This window comes from Litoreibacter halocynthiae, from assembly GCF_004365635.1.
Classification (GTDB): Bacteria; Pseudomonadota; Alphaproteobacteria; order Rhodobacterales; family Rhodobacteraceae; genus Litoreibacter; species Litoreibacter halocynthiae.
Map to the genome: position 1 here is coordinate 231,813 of NZ_SOBH01000001.1, position 17,225 is coordinate 249,037.

Here is a 17,225-nt window from a genome sequence, read left to right on the forward strand (position 1 = left end):
TGACTTGAACAAATTTGAAGCTTTGGGGATCTCCCCGAAAATTGCCGAGAAACTTACAGAGAACGGCATTACGAACCCGACCCCGATCCAAGAAGAAGCGATCCCGATTATCCTGACCGGCCGCGACGTTATGGGGCTGGCCCAAACCGGCACCGGCAAGACCGCAGCTTTCGGGCTGCCGATGATCCACAACCTGATCAAAGTTGGCACCAAGCCGGCCCCGCGCACCGTGCGCGGCCTGATCCTTGCGCCGACCCGCGAGCTTGCCAAGCAAATCTGCGACAACCTGAAAATGTTCCAAGGTGGTGGCCACCTGAAGATCAACATGGTGGTCGGCGGTGTGTCGATTAACCCGCAAAAGAAGGCGCTTGAGCGCGGCACAGATATTCTGGTCGCGACGCCGGGTCGCCTGATCGACCTGCTGCAGCAAAAAGCTGTGGTGTTGGGCGATGCGAAGTATCTGGTGCTTGATGAAGCCGACCAAATGCTGGACATGGGCTTCATCCATGCCCTGCGCCAGATTGCACCGCTGCTTCCCAAAGAGCGCCAGACGCTGTGTTTCTCGGCCACCATGCCGAAGCTGATGGAAGAGCTGGCCGCGACCTATCTTGACCATCCGCGCCGCGTGCAAGTCGCCGCGCCGGGCAAGACTGCTGACAAGATCACTCAATCGGTTCACTACATCGCCAAAGCCGCGAAGAACGATCTGCTGATCGAGTTGATGGACAAGCACCGTGACGATCTTGCGCTGGTTTTCTGCCGCACCAAGCATGGTGCCGAAAAGCTGATGAAGCTGCTTGATAGCAAGGGCTTCGCCGCAGGTTCCATCCATGGCAACAAGTCGCAAAACCATCGTGACCGCTCGTTGGCGCAGTTCAAGTCCGGTCAGCTGCGGGTCTTGGTGGCCACCGACGTGGCGGCCCGTGGCATCGACATTCCGGGGGTGGGCTTCGTGTATAACTACGATCTGCCAAACGTCCCTGAAAGCTACGTGCACCGCATTGGCCGGACCGCGCGTGCGGGCCGTGAAGGAGAGGCAATCGCCTTCTGTGCGCCGGACGAAATGGGTGAATTGAAAGACATCGAGAAGATGTTGAAGATCACCATTCCTGTCGCGGGTGGCCGCCGCTGGGCGCCACATGAAGAAGAGAAAAAGCCCGCGCGCGGTGGTGGCGGTAACCGTGGCGGTGGCCGTCCCGGTGGTGGTGGCGGCGGACGTCGCGGCCAAGGGAAGCCAAAAGCGGCAGGTGGCGAGGCCCCATCCGGTGGCGCGCCAAAGCGCAAGCGCAATCGCCGTCGTCGGGGCCAAGGCCCGTCTTCCGCCGCGGCGTAGATGCAAGCGGGTCGACTAAAGCGTGTGATGGCCGTGACCATGACCGTTCTCACAGCCTGCTTTGGCGGGTTGTGGGTCTTCGGGTACATGTATGTCTCGGCCATGGCTTGCGCGTTCTCGACCAGCGGAAAGTGCCGCACAAAGATGCCTTGGCAAATGTCGGGGGAGGACTTGCAACTTTTCGTGCTTGTCCCGGGTGCGATTTTTCTGGTGCTGCTCTTGGGAACCGTTTTGCTGTGGCGCAAGCGGCCGGAAAGTAAGTCCAAGACATGAAAAAAAGGGGCCCGACGGGCCCCTTTTTAATGATTGTTCTTAATGATCTAAAACGGGATTTCGTCGTCGATATCGCTCGACGGGCTGGATTGGCCACCGCCACCGCCAGATGGACCGCTGTCATAGCCGCCACCCATAGGGTCGCCGCCGTAGCTTCCGCCGCCGCCACCACCGCCGTAGTTGCCACCACCGCCGCCGCCGCCACTAGGGCCGTCGAGCATGGTCAGGTTGCCGCCATATCCTTGGAGCACCACTTCGGTGGAGTAGCGGTCAGCACCGCTTTGGTCCTGCCATTTGCGGGTTTGCAAGGCACCTTCAATATAAACTTTGGAGCCTTTTTTCAGGTATTGCTCGGCGATGCGAACCAGACCTTCCTGAAAGATCGCCACCGAGTGCCACTCGGTTTTCTCACGACGCTCGCCGGTGTTTTTGTCTTTCCACGTCTCGGATGTGGCAATCCGCAGGTTGCATACCTTGCCACCGTTTTGGAACGTGCGGACTTCGGGATCGCGCCCGAGGTTGCCGATAAGAATGACTTTGTTAACTGAACCGGCCATGTGCGTGCGTCTCCCGAATCTTGCTTTGGTGCTCTTATATCGTCGGTATTTGGTTAATGGGAGACTTACAACCACACTCTATGGTAGGCGCATATTTGCGCAGGGGGTGGCGAATGTCGATTATTCGACTATATTGCGCACAGTTTAATGCGGTGACGGGATTGGTGTAAATGCGTAAGCTCTTGGTAGCATTGGCGGCATTCTCTGTAATGGTGCCGTCATTCCCACAGGTTGCAGTGGCCGAGGGGCTCGCGTCATCAGGCTCGACCAGCAACCGGTCAAAGATTTTCAGCTCGCAAGCCCGGCTCCTCGACGGACGTTTGTCGTCGCAATACAAAGCCTCCACAAAATTGCAGCCGGGGACAAAGAAGATTTCCTACGGCGTCTCCACGGCGATTCCACGCTATCGCGGCTCGTATAAAGGCGTCTACCTTGAAGACGCGAAAAGTGCTGCGCGCAAGCATGGAATTCCTACGGATTTGTTCCTGCGGCTTGTGCAGCAGGAAAGCGGCTGGAAACCTCACGCGGTTTCCCATGCGGGCGCGATCGGTCTGGCGCAATTGATGCCCGGAACGGCGCGCAAGCTGCGGGTGAACCCGCGTGACCCGAAACAGAACCTTGAGGGTGGGGCGCGGTATCTCAAGCTGATGTACCGCAAGTTCGGAAGCTGGCGTTTAGCGCTTGCCGCCTATAACGCAGGGCCGGGCGCTGTTGAAAAGCATGGTGGTGTGCCGCCGTATCGTGAAACACGCAATTACGTGCGTGTGATTTTAGGCAGCTGATTTGTGGGGGCCAGCCCCCACACCCCCGAGGTATTTTTGAAGCAATGATAGGGCTAGGTGAGCGCTTCGTGTAACACGCGACGCACGGTATCGGTGTCGACATCGGATGTGACGAAGGCCTCGCCAATGCCACGCGCCATGATGTAGTTCAGCGTGCCTTGCGTGACCTTCTTGTCTTGCCCCATAAGCGCCAATAGCCCGTCGGCATCCGGCAGGTCGCCTTCAATATCGCTCAGGTCTGTTTTCATGCCCATCGCCTTGAGATGCGCGCGGACGCGGCTGGGGTCTTCTTGCGAACACAGGCCAAGGCGCGACGAGACCTCGAAAGCCAGCGCACAGCCGATGGCAACACCCTCTCCGTGGAGCAAGCGATCCGAATACCCCGTTGCGGCCTCCAATGCGTGACCGAAGGTGTGGCCGAGATTGAGCAAGGCGCGGTCGCCTTGTTCGGTTTCGTCCCGCGCGACAATGTCGGCTTTCATCTGACAGGACCAGCGGACAGCTTCGATACGCTTGGCGACGTCTCCGGCGGCCAGCGTCGGGGCGTTGATCTCAAGCCACTCAAAGAACGACGCGTCCCCCAACAGCCCGTATTTCACCACCTCGCCATATCCCGCAAGAAAATCGCGCCCGGTTAAGGTGCCAAGGACGGCGACATCGGCCAGGACCAAAGACGGCTGGTGAAACGACCCGATCAGGTTTTTGCCATGCGGCGAGTTGATCGCCGTTTTTCCGCCGACAGAACTGTCCACCTGCGCCAGCAGGGACGTGGGAATTTGCACAAACCGCACACCCCTACGCAGAATAGCGGCGGCGAATCCGACCAGATCACCAATGACGCCCCCTCCGAAGGCGACGACCATATCGCCGCGCTCTACTTTTTGCTCCAGCAGCCACTCGACGGTCTCAGAGAGGTAGCGCCAGCATTTTGTCGCCTCGCCGGCGGGCAGGGTGAGATGCGTCATCTCTATCCCCTCGACGGCCAACCCGTCGCGCAAGCTGTCCAGATGAAGCGGGCCGACCGTGCTATCGGTGACGACGGCCACACGAGGGCGACTCAGCAGAGGGGAAATCCATGCGCCGGAGTTTGCCAGCACCCCGTGACCAATCTCGATGCGGTAACTACGGTCGCCCAAGGCGACGTGAACGGTCTCGTGCGGATGTGTCACGTGTTGGCTTCTTTCAGGAGGTTTGCGTTGTGCAATGTTGTGATGACTTGCTCTGCCATGTCGTCAATGGAGTATTCGGGGCGGGCTTCGACGCTCAGTTGCGCCTGCGCGTAGATTGGATTTCGCGCCTCGTAGATTTCGGTGAGCGTGGCGAACGGGTCGGCCGTGCGCAGCAAAGGCCGGGTGGTTTTATGCCGAACGCGGGACCATAGCAGGGACAATTCGGCGCGCAGCCAGACCGACACTGCCTTCTCGTCGATTAATGCGCGGTTGGCCTCGCTCAGGAACGCGCCGCCACCTGTGGACAGCACTGCCGGCTCGCCGTCCAGTAGGCGCGAGATCACTTCGGTCTCCCGTGCGCGGAAAAAAGCTTCGCCGTCGCGTTCGAAAATCTCGGCGATCGAGCGGTTGGCCGCACGCACCAGCTCTTCGTCACTGTCCAGAAACGGCACGCCCAACTTGCGGGCCACAGCTCCGCCAATGGCCGTTTTTCCGGCACCCATCATGCCCACAAGGACCAAGGGACGTGTCAGGGTCATGGCTTTGGGTGGCATTCTCTCGCTCAATTTACTTATTTCTGCTCTGAATGGAGTGAACTTGCCGAAAAAGCCATATATGAATCAATTAACAGGCGCAAAGGGCGACAACAAAAGTCGCCCCAGACAAAAGGCAGATGCAGCGTGATACGGCTTTTAAAAGCTTTGATTTTCCTGATCGTGGTAGGAATTGTCGGGATCATCGGCTATGCCTATTTGGGCGACCTAACTCCAAGTCGGGTCGAGGTGAATCAACCGGTCACTCTGGATGCCAATTAGTAATTTTGCCGTAGCCTTTGCTGTTTTGAGTTTTCTTGCGATGCCGCTTGAGCGGGCGCGCGCCGAAGAGCCGCTGTCCGCAATCGGCTGGCTGTCGAATGTGGTCGAGGCCCCGAAAACCGTAGCGCCGCCGAATTTTCCGCAAGCCAAAGCCGTAGATGACGTGGCGCGCACTGCGACGCCCGCTTCGGTCGTGACGACGACTTTGGGGGCGCCCAGCCGTGACGCGGTGGGGTTGGTGCCAAGCTCTGTTACAGGAATTCCCCCGCGGTTTTGGGGAACAACCAGCTCCAACACCCTCGCGGCTGCGTTAAGTGACTTGCGACCCGATCTGCCCCCGCCTTTGGCAGAGCTGATGCGTCGTCTGCTTCTGGCAGAGCTTGCACCGCCCATCGACAGCAGCAATGACGACATCTTGTTCCGCGCGCGGGTGGACGAGCTGCTGGCCTTGGGCGCGTTGGATCAGGCAAAAGCTTTGTTGGATCGTGCCGATCCGGGGACCGCGGCGTTGTTCCAGCGTTGGTTCGATGTCAGCTTGTTGACGGGGGAAGAGGACGCAGCTTGCACGCGGATGCTACGTCAGCCGGATTTGTCGCCGACATATCCCGCGCGCATCTTTTGCATGGCGCGGGCTGGCGATTGGGACGCAGCAAACCTGACGCTCAACACCGCCAAGGCGCTCGATGTGATGACGCCTGCGGAAGATGCGCTGATGGCGCGGTTCCTTGATCCCGAATTGTTTGAGCGGGAAGCCCCGCTGCCGACACCCAACCGTGTCACGCCTCTCAATTTCCGGATGCATGAAGCCATTGGCGAGCCTCTGTCGCTTTCTGCACTGCCCAATGCCTTTGCCTTTGCCGCGCTGTCTGAAAACGGCGGTTGGAAACCCCGGATCACGGCGGCTGAGCGGCTGGCGCGTACCGGGGCGATTTTGCCGTCGCGCCTTTTGGCCATCTACACGGAGCGTCAACCTGCGGCGTCTGGTGGCGTTTGGGATCGCGTGGACGCGGTTCAAGCGTTTGAGGCAGCGTTGAGGGCTCGTGATCCGAACGCGGTGGCCGCGCAATTGCCCGAAGCGGTGCGCGCGATGCGACGCGCGGGGCTGGAACCTGCCTTAGCCAGCATGTTCGGGGAGGCGCTGTTAGGGTTGCCGCTGCTCGACACCGTCCGCGACGACGCGACGCGGCTGGCGCTGCTGTCGCCCGCTTACGAGGCTGCTGCCAATTCCGATACGATCTCCGCTGACACGCCAGCATTATGGCGCGCTGTTGCGCGGGGGGACGTGGCGACGATTGGTGAAGTGGCGCAATCCGGCAATCTGGACGCCTTGGAAGGGGCGGTCGCCGCGGCTTTCACGGCTGCAGGGCCTGCGAGTGATCTGGAACCCATGATCAAGAACGGCAATCTTGGGCTGGCAACATTGAAAGCCGTCAAAATGATGGAAGACGGGGCAAGCGCCGACCCGCTGGCCTTGGAGAACGGGCTTCGCACGCTTCGGCATCTGGGCTTTGCCGACATCGCACGCCGCATGGCGCTCTATGCATTGATAACCCGGCCGCGCAGTTGAGTTTGCCACCCGCCATGTCGCGCTGGATCGAGACGTTTCTGGACGCTCAAGCCGCCGAACTGGACGCGTCGGAGAACACGCTTTTGGCCTATGGGCGTGACCTGATCGACTTCGCGGCATGGCTGAACGACCGCGGCCCGTCTTTCGAGACCGCATCGCGGGCGGATGTCGAAGATTATCTCATTCATTGCGATGATCAGGGGCTCGCCCAATCCACCCGTGCACGGCGCCTGTCTGCGGTCAAACAGCTTTATCGTTTCGCCTATGAAGAGGGCTGGCGCGAGGGCAACCCCGCGATCCAGATCAAAGGGCCGGGGCGCAAGAAGTCGCTGCCCAAGACGTTGAGCGTCGAGGAAGTCGACCGCTTGCTAGGTGCTGCACAGACCTCGGCTCGCAGTCAGGAAGACCGGTTGCGAAATACCTGTCTGATGGAGCTGCTATATGCGACGGGCATGCGCGTAACCGAGCTGGTGACCTTGCCGGTATCAGCGGCGCGCGGTGATCCGAGGATGTTGCTGGTCAGGGGCAAAGGAGGCAAGGAACGCATGGTTCCGCTTGCCGCGTCGGCGCGCGATGCGGTGGCTGTCTGGATTGAGACGCGCGACGAGATGGATGCCGCTGCCCAATCCAAGGGCAAGCCTGCGTCCAAATTCCTGTTCCCGTCGCGTGGCAAATCAGGCCACCTGACCCGCCACCGCTTCTATATGCTGATCAAGGAACTTGCCGTCACGGGCGGGGTGGACCCGTCAAAGGTGACCCCGCATACGTTGCGCCACGCTTTTGCCACCCATCTGCTTGCCAATGGCGCTGATCTGCGGGCCATTCAGACCCTGCTCGGGCATGCAGATATCTCAACAACCGAGATTTACACGCATGTACTGGACGAGCGTTTGAAAGAGCTGGTGATGGAGCATCACCCGTTGGCAAACGGTTAGGCATTTAACGCCTAAATGCTGCGGGCAGGATGTCCTCGCTGGGCCAGGTGCCGGACCTCAGCGCGGCCTCGTACCCTTGCACAAGTCCAGCCTGTTCCATTGCTTGCGCTGCCGCTTCAGCGTCATACCTTAACGCGTGGAAGCGCACTCCGTCCTCGGACAGAACGGCATAGCGGGTCTCAGGTCTGCCATCATGCGGCGCCATCCCGATGACGCCGGCGTTGATCCACGCTGTGCCGGATAGTACCCGTTCAAATGGAACACCTGACTGCCGCGCGCTGACACAATCTCAATCAACGCGTCCAAGGCTTGCAGGTTGGAATAAACGCCACCAAACAGTATGACTTCGCCGGTCAGTTCGCCTAGATCGCGGATATTGGGCATAGCGGTTTCCCTTGAAGCAGGGGGCTTGGCACCCCATAACACTCACTTAGCTTTCTTCTACAGGACCGAAAACCAGAATGGACGACACTTCGACGATCTTTGATACCGCTTTCTGGGTGACGTCAGGTGGCATTGTGGTGCTGCTTTTGTTGTCGGCGTTCTTTTCTGGCTCCGAGACAGCGCTGACGGCTGCGTCACGCGGCAAACTGCGCAGTCAGGCCGACAAAGGGTCGCCAGGGGCTGTGCGCGCGCTGAAGATTACCGAGGATAACGAGCGGCTGATCGGCTCGGTCTTGCTGGGCAACAATCTCGTGAACATTCTCGCGGCGTCTTTGGCAACTGCCTTGTTTACAAAGATTTTTGGCGAAAGTGGCGTGGCTTGGGCTACGCTGGTCATGACGCTATTGGTACTCGTCTTCGCCGAAGTGCTGCCCAAGACTTACGCGATTACCAATTCCGAGACGGCAGCTGCCAAAGTGTCAGGGCCTATATCGATCGTGGTCTTGGTCTTCGCCCCAATGGTAACCGCCGTTCGGGCTCTGGTGCGCGGCATGCTGAAACTGATCGGCGTCGAAACTGATCCCGATAGCCATATCTTGTCAGTCCACGAGGAAATCGCGGGAGCGTTGGCGCTCGGCCATGAGGAGGGTGTCGTTCATAAAGAACAGCGTGACCGTCTGCTGGGTGCGCTGGACCTGAACGAGCGGGATGTGGAGGAGATCATGCTTCACAGGTCGGAAATCGAGATGATCAACGCCGAAGATGCGCCAGAGGCTATTATCAGCCAATGCTTGCGCAGCCCTCATACCCGCCTTCCTGTCTACCGCAACGAGCAGGAAAACATAGTGGGCGTTGTGCACGCCAAAGATTTGCTGCGCGCGGTGGACAAGACACTGCGCGGCCAAGACAGGGCTACTCGAAGCTTAAGCAATTTTGACATCATGGATGTCGTTCGTAAGCCGTACTTCGTACCGGAAACGACAGCCCTCGACGACCAGATGCGTCAGTTTTTGCGCCTACATACCCATTTCGCATTGGTCGTAGATGAATATGGCGCGTTACAGGGTCTAATTACCCTTGAGGATATCCTTGAAGAAATTGTGGGTGAGATTACCGACGAATTCGACGTGGCCGAGGTTGAGGCGTTGAAGCCGGAAACAGATGGAAGTTATCTGGTCGAAGGAGCCATGACCATCCGCGACTTGAACCGCATGGCGGACTGGTCGCTGCCGGACGAAGAAGCCAACACCGTCGCGGGTCTGGTGATCCACGAGGCGCAATCCATTCCCACCAGAGGGCAAGTGTTCTCGTTCCACGGGTTCCGGTTCGAGGTGGTGGAGCGGTTGCATAACAGATTGACGAAGCTGAAAGTGAGACCGTTGTGAGCATTCCGCGCAAGATCATCATCGACACCGATCCGGGGCAGGATGATGCCGTTGCAATTCTATTGGCTCTAGCCTCTCCCGAGGAGTTGGACGTGCTTGGCGTCACGGCGGTTGCAGGCAACGTTCCGCTCCCGCTGACCCAGAAGAACACACGTATCGTTTGCGAGTTGGCCGGCAAGCCCGACACCAAGGTGTTTTCGGGCTGCGACGCACCAATAGCCCGCAAGCTGGTCACGGCAGAGCATGTGCACGGTAAAACCGGCCTCGATGGTCCGGTGATGCCAGACCCGACGATGCCTCTGCAGGATCAGCATGCCGTCGACTTCATCATCGACACCCTGCGCGCGGAGCCCGCCGGAACTGTCACGCTGTGCCCGCTTGGCCCGCTGACCAACATTGCGACGGCATTCGAGCGCGCGCCGGACATCATTGGGAAAGTTCAGGAAATTGTGCTGATGGGTGGTGCCTATTTTCAGGTGGGCAACATCACCCCAGCGGCCGAGTTCAACATCTATGTCGACCCCGAGGCCGCCAAGATAGTCTTTGCATCCGGTGTGCCGATTGTCGTCATGCCGCTGGACGTGACCCACAAAGCGCTGACCAACCGCGTGCGTGTCGAGGCGTTTCGTAAGTTTGGCAATGAAGCTGGTCGCATGGTGGCCGAATGGACCGATTTTTTCGAGCGGTTCGACAAGGAGAAATACGGCTCCGAGGGCGCGCCACTGCATGACCCCTGCGTGATTGCCTATCTGCTGAAGCCGGACTTGTTCTCGGGGCGTCACGTCAATGTCGAGATTGAAACAACGTCCGAACTGACTCTTGGCATGACCGTCGCCGACTGGTGGGGCGTGACTGACCGCACACCCAACGCGATGTTCATGGGCGATGTGGATGCGGAAGGGTTCTTTGCCCTGTTGAACGAGCGGATTGCGCGGCTTTGACCTCCCCGAAGTTTGACAACTCCTACGCCCGATTGCCGGACAGGTTTTATACCAAGATGCCCCCGACACCTGTCGCGGCACCTTCCTTAATTGCGTTGAACGATGGCCTTGCCGACCAGATGGGATTGGATCTGGAGTGGCTCCGCTCTGACGCGGGACTCGCGATGCTGGCTGGCAACGCTATGCCGGATGGGGCAGAGCCGTTGGCTCAAGCCTATGCCGGCCACCAGTTCGGTGGCTGGTCACCGCAGCTTGGAGACGGGCGCGCCAATGTGCTGGGCGAAGTCGTGGGGCCGGATGGCGCCCGCTGGGACATCCAGCTGAAGGGCTCCGGTCCCACGCCTTACTCAAGGATGGGTGACGGGCGGGCAGGGCTCGGTCCTGTGATGCGCGAGTATATCGTCAGCGAGGCTATGAATGCACTCGGCGTGCCGACGACACGGGCCTTGGCGGCAGTAAGCACGGGTGAAACAGTCATACGCGAAACCCTGCAACCGGGCGCGATCCTGACGCGGGCGGCGGGGTCGCATATTCGTGTCGGCACATTCCAATACTTTGCCGCGCGCCAAGACCATGAGGCGCTTGATCTGTTGTTGAACCACGCGATCGGCCGCCATTACCCGCATGTTGCCGAAGGTGACGGACTTGGGTTCCTGAACGCCGTGATCGCCTCACAAGCCGAACTGGTCGCCAAATGGATGGGGCTAGGTTTCATCCACGGGGTAATGAACACCGACAACACCCATGTGGGTGGCCTGACGATAGACTACGGCCCTTGCGCTTTCATGGATGCCTATCACCCCGCCACAGTGTTTTCGTCCATCGACCAAGGCGGGCGCTACGTCTATCAGGGCCAGCCCGAGGTCTTGGTCTGGAACCTTGCTCAACTGGCCTCGTGCGTGTTGCCGTTTATTGACAGCGACAAGGACAAGGCTATCGCCGCGGCGCAAGACGCGCTGGCCACGTTCGGGGATCATTACACAAAGGCATGGAAACGCGTGTTCTTCGCCAAGATCGGATACAAGATTGGTGGTGATGCGCAAGTGACGCTGGTGCAAGACCTGCTCACCCGCATGGCGGATAACCAAGCTGATTTCACGCGCGTCTTTCGTGCTATGTCGCGCGGACAGGGCGCCCGCGACGAGTTCGTGGACCCGACCAGTTTCGATGAATGGGAGCGTGACTGGGACGGCGGAGACACCACGATCATGCGCACGGCCAACCCGGCGATCATCCCGCGCAACCATCGTGTTGAAGAGGCGATCCAAGCAGGTTTGCAAGGCGATCATGCACCTTTCCACCGACTGAATGCCGCTTTGGAAAACCCGTTTGCCGATAGCTCCGAGTTTGGCGACTTGGAAGCTGCACCCACCCAACAACAAATGGTGCGTCAGACGTTCTGTGGCACCTGAACTTTTGGCGTGCGGTTGATCAACACGATGCCGGCGGCCACCAAGGCGAGCGCACCAAGAACCGAGACGCCGACCATTTCGTCCAGCAAGAGCCAGCCCAGTAGCACTGACAGCACCGGTGACAGAAACGAAAAGCTTGCCACGCCCGACGCGGGGTAGATCGATATGAGCCAAAGCCAGAAAATAAAGCCGAAGGTCACGACCACCACTATCTGAAACGCCAGCGCCAGATAGTGGATAGGGTGCGGATCTCGGAACAGCGGGCCGAATAGCGGTGCCACCGCAAGCAGCACCACCGCAGAAACAGCGACTTGGTAAAACAGCTGTACTTCAGGACGCACGGTTCTAAGCGGAGTTGCTTTGACCAGTAACGCGGTCGCCGCCCAACCCATCGCCGCACCCAACGCGCACAGATCACCCAGCAGCGACGCTTCGCCACCGTCACTGCGATCAAGTATGGCCCACGCGACACCAGTAAAGGCAAGAACAAGTCCCAAAGTCTTTCGCGGGGTAAGCCTGTCTCCGGGAATGAGGAAATGGGCGGACAGGGCCAACCAAAGCGGCATGGAGTAAAAGATCACCGAGGCGCGTGACACCGTCGTCAGGTCCAACGCCGTGAAGAGCAACAGAAACTCGACCGAGAAAACGACTCCGATCAGCAGCGCGGATGGCACCACCGTGCGGGGCAAGACCAACTTCACCCCTCGCCACTTCATCCAAAGCAGGATGCAGAAAACGGCCCCCGCCGATCGTGCTCCTGCAAAGAAGACGGGTTGGAATGCGTCGTTGGCCACCTTGATCACCACCTGATTGATGGCAAGCAACAGGGCGAGCCCCACGAGAGAGACCGCTCCGAACGTGTCGATATGAGTTTTGGGCGGCATGCTGGCTCCAAAGGGGTTGCTACGGCCTTGGCGTTTTCTTCGGCTTCTGTCAATCGAAGGGCAGACGCGCCTGTTCTCGCAGGTCCAATGCGATTGCGGCTGGCTTGAGGTGCGGAATAAGATAAGTTGGCCGAAATCGCCCCGCGAGAGGGCCAGGCACTCGGACAGTGAGACGGAGCACCATATGGACATTCTGCAAATCGCATCGCTGCTGCTGGTATTGGCGGCGGTTTTCGGCACGGTGAACTATCTGGTTCTCAAACTCCCATCCTCAATTGGCATCTTGATCGTGGCGTTGTTGGCTTCGTTGGGAGTCATGGCTGTCGATTTTCTTGCACCGCAACTGGGTGTGGCCAACGAAGTTCGCTCGGTCGTAAAGTCCATCGATTTTTCGGAGGCTCTGCTCGAAGGCATGCTCGGGCTGCTGCTGTTTGCGGGCGCTTTGCATGTGAAGCTGGCCGATTTGCGCAGCGAATGGCGGGTTGTCGCCCTGATGGCAACGCTTGGGGTCGGGTTGTCCACAGTTGTCGCGGGCTTCGGCTTTTCGTGGATCACCGGCATGCCGATAATGATCGCACTGGTGTTTGGGGCGTTGATATCACCGACCGACCCTGTGGCTGTGCTGGGCGTTCTGCGCCAAGCCAACCTGAAGAAAAGCATGGAAACCAAGATCGCAGGCGAAAGCCTTTTCAATGACGGCGTCGGCTACGTGGTCTTCTTGGTGTTGGTCGGTGTCGCATTTCCGGCCGTGGATGCACATGGCGAGGCGCATGGCGGCGGCGGATTGATGGCAGCAGCCCAGTTGTTTTTGCAAGAAGCCGTGGGCGGCGCGTTGCTTGGCGTTGTTCTGGGATGGCTGACCTTCCGTGTGATGCGCCATATCGACGACTACTCCCTTGAAGTTCTGATCACCCTCGCGCTGGCCTTTGGCGGCTATTCGCTGGCGGTCTATCTGCACCTCTCTGGTCCTGTAATGGCTGTTTGTGCGGGGCTTTTGATCGGGGATGTCGGCGCGAAATACGGCATGTCCGAGATTACCCGCCGCTATGTCGACGGGTTCTGGAAGCTGATTGACGAGATTTTGAATGCGGTCTTGTTCCTGCTCATCGGGGTCGAGGTCTTTGCGGTCGCATTCTCGATGGACGGGATGGTGGCAGGGGTTCTTTCCATCGGGTTGGCTCTGTTTGCGAGGCTCGTAGCCGTTTCTGTCCCGATCCTGCTGCTGCGCCCGTTCCGTGAATTCTCGAAAGGCGTGATCCCGATTATGACTTGGGGAGGCCTGAAAGGCGGTATTTCCGTCGCTCTGGCGCTGTCACTGCCCGACAACGAATGGAAACCGCTGATCCTGACGGCGACTTACGTGGTCGTGATTTTTTCGATCATCGTACAAGGGCTGACCGTTGCCCCACTGGCCACACGTTTGGGACGTGAGCCGGAACTGGTCTGACTTTCCCCCTAGACGTATGGGTGTGACGCCCCCATTCTCTTAAGGGAAGGGCCCCGTTGCGGCGGCCTGCTGCCAATACGGAGAACACACTATGTCATTGATGAATATGGTCACCAAAGTTGCCATCGGTTTTGCTGTCGCCAAGGGGATGCAAAAGGTTCAACAGGCCGGAGGTATCGGTAAGGTTATGGACAGCCTGAAAGGCGGCGGTAGCAGCGCGTCTGCCGATGGCACTGCCAGCACTGGCGGCTTGGGTGGAATACTTGGTGGAATGGCGGGTGGGGCCGGTGGCTCTGGCGGCCTCGGCGGCATGTTGGGCGGCCTTACAGGTGGCGCTTCTGGCGGCACGGGTGGTTTGGCAGGAGGCCTTGGCGGTATCGGCGGATTGCTTGGCGGGCTGGCTTCGGCACGCGGTGGCTCCGGCGGCTCGCTGGAAGACCTGCTAAGTCAGGATAATCCCGTTGAAGAGCCTGACGAAGAAGACACCGCAGGTCTGATGATCCGCGCGATGGTCATGGCGGCACGCTGTGACGGAGAAATTGACCAAACCGAGCGAGAAACCCTGATGGCCACCATCGGCGAGGACGCCACCGAGGCCGACATGGCATTCGTGCGCAAAGCCATGAGCGAGCCGGTTGATGCCGCGGCAATCGCCAATGACACACCCGAAGGTTTGGAGACGCAGGTTTACTCCATGTCTGTGATGTCCATCGAGCCGGATAACCGCGAAGAGGCCAAGTATCTGCACGAACTGGCAACCGCTCTGGGCATCGGCCAAGCCACTGCAAACGAGATTCACGACAGTTTCGGCGTGCAGCGGCTTTACAGCTGATAGCGCAAACTGTGGCATAGTGTTACTTGCACCCTTCTCGTTCTGACGCTTAAGTCGCATCAAGAATGAGGAGGGACCCCAAATGAACTATGCCGAAATCTACAAACGCTCGCTTGATGATCCGGAAGGGTTCTGGATGGAGCAGGCGGATGCCATTGATTGGGTAAAGCCCCCGTCCAAGGCGCTCTTCTCGGACAATGCCCCCCTTTACGAGTGGTTCAAGGATGCTCAGGTCAACACCTGCTACAATGCCGTGGACCGTCATGTCGAAGCCGGGAACGGTGACCGTGTGGCCATCATCTACGACAGCCCCGTCACCCATACCAAGCATGAAATCACCTATGCCGAGCTGCAAACCCGTGTGGCGTCCCTCGCGGGTGCTCTAAAGGCCAAGGGCATCGAGGCAGGTGATCGTGTAATCATCTACATGCCAATGGTTCCCGAAGCGCTTGAAGCCATGCTGGCGTGTGCGCGGCTCGGCGCAATCCATTCCGTCGTGTTCGGCGGGTTCGCGGCCAATGAGCTGGCCGTGCGCATCGACGACGCGACACCCAAGGCGATCATCGCAGGCTCCTGCGGGATCGAGCCGGGTCGGGTGGTGCATTACAAGCCGCTGCTAGACGGCGCAATTGAACTGTCCAAGCACAAGCCCGATTTCTGCGTGATCTTCCAGCGCGAGCAGGAAGTCGCCGAACTTATCGAGGGCCGCGATTATGACTGGCACGCCTTCCAGTTCGGCGTGGAGCCTGCCGACTGCGTCCCCGTCTCGGGCGACCACCCAGCCTATATCCTTTACACCTCCGGCACCACGGGCCAGCCCAAAGGCGTGATCCGCGCAACCGCGGGGCATCTGGTGGCGCTGAACTGGACGATGAAGAACATCTACGACGTGGAGCCGGGCGAAGTGTTCTGGGCCGCCTCTGACGTGGGCTGGGTCGTCGGCCACAGCTACATTTGCTATGCGCCGCTGATCCACGGGAACACCACCGTGGTATTTGAGGGCAAGCCGGTCGGCACCCCTGATGCGGGCACGTTCTGGCGGGTCATTCAGGAGCATAAGGTCAAAAGCTTCTTCACCGCCCCGACCGCTTTCCGCGCGGTGAAGCGTGTCGATCCGGATGGCGATTTCATCAAGAAATACGACTTGTCCTGCCTGAAGACCGTGTATCTGGCAGGCGAGCGGGCCGATCCCGACACCATCGAATGGATGCAGGAGCATCTCAAAAAACCGATCATCGACCACTGGTGGCAGACAGAAACCGGCTACACCATCGCGGGCAACCCGATGGGTATCGAGCCGATGAAAGTCAAAATCGGCTCTCCCACCGTGGCGATGCCGGGCTACGATGTGCAGATCCTCGACGAGGGCGGGCATCAGATGAAGGCGGGTGAGCTGGGTGCGATTGCAATCAAGCTGCCCTTGCCACCGGGCACGTTGCCGAACCTGTGGAACGCCGAGGAGCGCTTCATCAAAAGCTACCTCACTCACTTCCCAGGCTACTACGAAACGGGCGATGCGGGCATGATCGACAAGGACGGCTATCTCTACATCATGGCGCGCACCGATGACGTGATCAACGTGGCGGGCCACCGTCTGTCCACGGGCGGCATGGAGGAGGTTCTGGCGGGTCATCCTGACGTTGCTGAATGCGCCGTTATCGGTGTCAGCGACGAGTTGAAGGGCCAGTTGCCCATGGGCTTCCTCTGCCTCAGCAACGGGGTGAACCGTCCCCATGACGAGATCGTCAAAGAGGTCGTAAAGCGCGTCCGCGACCAGATCGGCCCTGTGGCCGCGTTCAAGCTGGCTTGCGTGGTCGACCGGCTGCCAAAAACGCGGTCCGGCAAGATTTTGCGCGCCACGATGGTGGCGATTGCCGACGGCAAGGATTTCAAAATGCCCGCAACGATCGACGATCCGGCGATCCTTGACGAGATTGCAGAGGCGCTGAAAACCTTGGGCTACCCGCACGGGTCTTGATGCTGCACGGGCGGGGGTAACCTCGCCCGCAATCCATACTTTTCGAAAATTTAACCGACCCCGTGCTTTTCCCCGTAACCGAGGCATTGAAACTCCGCGCCGCGCGCTTCACTATCGGCTGAAACGTCTTGGGGGACATTCATGTCTGATTTGCTGCCACACGCGCTGTCTGTTCGCGAGAACGCGCACGCGCCGTATTCCAAATTTCAGGTCGGAGCAGCGCTGCGCACGAAATCCGGATCGGTCTTTGTCGGTTGCAATGTCGAAAATGTCGCCTTTCCCGAAGGCACCTGTGCCGAAGCCGGAGCCATCGCCGCCATGGTCGCGGCAGGCGAGCGCGAGATCGCGGAGGTTTGCGTCGTCGCCGGATCTCCGACCCCTGTGCCGCCCTGTGGCGGCTGTCGCCAAAAGCTGGCCGAGTTTGCCGCAGGTGACGTGCGGGTGACGCTGGCCACCACGGCGGGAACGCTCGAACACACCACCGTGGCTGCCTTGCTGCCCGGCGCGTTTGACGCGGGGCATATGGCATAA

General features: G+C 59.4%; 18 protein-coding genes. 13 read left to right on the forward strand and 5 right to left on the reverse strand.

Going from position 1 to position 17,225, the window contains the following annotated elements:
- The first annotated feature begins 4 nt into the window (after nt 1-4).
- The gene (locus BDE40_RS01130) at nt 5-1,333 is read left to right on the forward strand and encodes a DEAD/DEAH box helicase (RefSeq protein WP_134012045.1); all 1,329 of its coding nucleotides are present in this window, start codon (nt 5-7) and stop codon (nt 1,331-1,333) included.
- 39 nt (nt 1,334-1,372) lie between these two features.
- Nucleotides 1,373-1,606, forward strand: a complete 234-nt coding sequence (locus BDE40_RS01135; protein ID WP_246030321.1) for a hypothetical protein — start codon at nt 1,373-1,375, stop codon at nt 1,604-1,606.
- A 47-nt stretch (nt 1,607-1,653) separates the two neighbouring features.
- Here BDE40_RS01135 and ssb read toward each other — a convergent pair whose 3' ends face one another.
- Entirely contained in the window at nt 1,654-2,163 is a 510-nt protein-coding gene (gene ssb / locus BDE40_RS01140) for a single-stranded DNA-binding protein (RefSeq protein WP_134012049.1), read from the reverse strand.
- A 170-nt stretch (nt 2,164-2,333) separates the two neighbouring features.
- On the opposite strand from ssb, the gene BDE40_RS01145 reads away from it, so the two are divergent.
- Nucleotides 2,334-2,945, forward strand: a complete 612-nt coding sequence (locus BDE40_RS01145) for a lytic transglycosylase domain-containing protein (RefSeq protein ID WP_134012051.1) — start codon at nt 2,334-2,336, stop codon at nt 2,943-2,945.
- 53 nt (nt 2,946-2,998) lie between these two features.
- Here the strand turns inward: BDE40_RS01145 and aroB are convergent, their stop codons facing one another.
- Nucleotides 2,999-4,114, reverse strand: coding sequence for a 3-dehydroquinate synthase (gene aroB / locus BDE40_RS01150; RefSeq protein ID WP_134012052.1), 1,116 nt, complete (start codon nt 4,112-4,114; stop codon nt 2,999-3,001).
- Nucleotides 4,111-4,653 carry a shikimate kinase gene (locus BDE40_RS01155; protein WP_246030322.1) on the reverse strand — a complete coding sequence of 181 codons (543 nt, stop codon included), beginning with the start codon at nt 4,651-4,653 and terminating at the stop codon, nt 4,111-4,113. The genes aroB and BDE40_RS01155 overlap by 4 nt, the downstream gene beginning before the upstream one ends.
- Nucleotides 4,654-4,794: 141 nt before the next feature.
- On the opposite strand from BDE40_RS01155, the gene BDE40_RS18465 reads away from it, so the two are divergent.
- From BDE40_RS18465 to BDE40_RS01165, 3 genes are read left to right on the forward strand one after another with little or no spacing between them, the layout of a single operon-like run.
- On the forward strand, nt 4,795-4,929 hold the full coding sequence (locus BDE40_RS18465; RefSeq protein ID WP_281275415.1) for a hypothetical protein: 135 nt from the start codon (nt 4,795-4,797) through the stop codon (nt 4,927-4,929).
- Between the two features lie 25 nt (nt 4,930-4,954).
- Nucleotides 4,955-6,496, forward strand: a complete 1,542-nt coding sequence (locus BDE40_RS01160; RefSeq protein WP_134012055.1) for a hypothetical protein — start codon at nt 4,955-4,957, stop codon at nt 6,494-6,496.
- 14 nt (nt 6,497-6,510) lie between these two features.
- A complete protein-coding gene (locus tag BDE40_RS01165; protein WP_134013729.1) occupies nt 6,511-7,431 on the forward strand; it encodes a site-specific tyrosine recombinase XerD in 921 nt (306 codons plus the stop codon).
- A gap of 129 nt (nt 7,432-7,560) precedes the next feature.
- Here the strand turns inward: BDE40_RS01165 and BDE40_RS01170 are convergent, their stop codons facing one another.
- Entirely contained in the window at nt 7,561-7,815 is a 255-nt protein-coding gene (locus BDE40_RS01170; protein WP_134012057.1) for a hypothetical protein, read from the reverse strand.
- A 77-nt stretch (nt 7,816-7,892) separates the two neighbouring features.
- Between BDE40_RS01170 and BDE40_RS01175 the strand changes: the two genes are divergently transcribed.
- The 3 genes from BDE40_RS01175 to BDE40_RS01185 are packed head-to-tail and all read left to right on the forward strand — an operon-like array spanning nt 7,893 to nt 11,553.
- Complete coding sequence (locus BDE40_RS01175; RefSeq protein WP_134012058.1) at nt 7,893-9,200, forward strand: HlyC/CorC family transporter; 1,308 nt, start codon at nt 7,893-7,895, stop codon at nt 9,198-9,200.
- A complete protein-coding gene (locus BDE40_RS01180) occupies nt 9,197-10,141 on the forward strand; it encodes a nucleoside hydrolase (protein WP_134012060.1) in 945 nt (314 codons plus the stop codon). Before BDE40_RS01175 ends, BDE40_RS01180 begins: the two co-directional genes overlap by 4 nt.
- Complete coding sequence (locus tag BDE40_RS01185; RefSeq protein WP_134012061.1) at nt 10,138-11,553, forward strand: protein adenylyltransferase SelO; 1,416 nt, start codon at nt 10,138-10,140, stop codon at nt 11,551-11,553. The genes BDE40_RS01180 and BDE40_RS01185 overlap by 4 nt, the downstream gene beginning before the upstream one ends.
- Here BDE40_RS01185 and BDE40_RS01190 read toward each other — a convergent pair.
- Nucleotides 11,532-12,437: a DMT family transporter gene (locus BDE40_RS01190; RefSeq protein WP_134012063.1), complete on the reverse strand. Its 906-nt coding sequence runs from the start codon at nt 12,435-12,437 to the stop codon at nt 11,532-11,534. The genes BDE40_RS01185 and BDE40_RS01190 overlap by 22 nt on opposite strands.
- Nucleotides 12,438-12,621: 184 nt before the next feature.
- On the opposite strand from BDE40_RS01190, the gene BDE40_RS01195 reads away from it, so the two are divergent.
- The 4 genes from BDE40_RS01195 to BDE40_RS01210 all read left to right on the forward strand — a co-directional run bounded on the left by BDE40_RS01195 (nt 12,622) and on the right by BDE40_RS01210 (nt 17,225).
- Nucleotides 12,622-13,884 (forward strand): cation:proton antiporter, encoded by a 1,263-nt coding sequence (locus BDE40_RS01195; protein ID WP_134012064.1) that lies wholly within the window; start codon nt 12,622-12,624, stop codon nt 13,882-13,884.
- Between the two features lie 91 nt (nt 13,885-13,975).
- Nucleotides 13,976-14,716 (forward strand): DUF533 domain-containing protein, encoded by a 741-nt coding sequence (locus BDE40_RS01200; protein ID WP_134012066.1) that lies wholly within the window; start codon nt 13,976-13,978, stop codon nt 14,714-14,716.
- 82 nt (nt 14,717-14,798) lie between these two features.
- Nucleotides 14,799-16,694, forward strand: coding sequence for a propionate-CoA ligase PrpE (gene prpE / locus BDE40_RS01205; RefSeq protein WP_134012068.1), 1,896 nt, complete (start codon nt 14,799-14,801; stop codon nt 16,692-16,694).
- 141 nt (nt 16,695-16,835) lie between these two features.
- A complete protein-coding gene (locus BDE40_RS01210; protein ID WP_134012070.1) occupies nt 16,836-17,225 on the forward strand; it encodes a cytidine deaminase in 390 nt (129 codons plus the stop codon).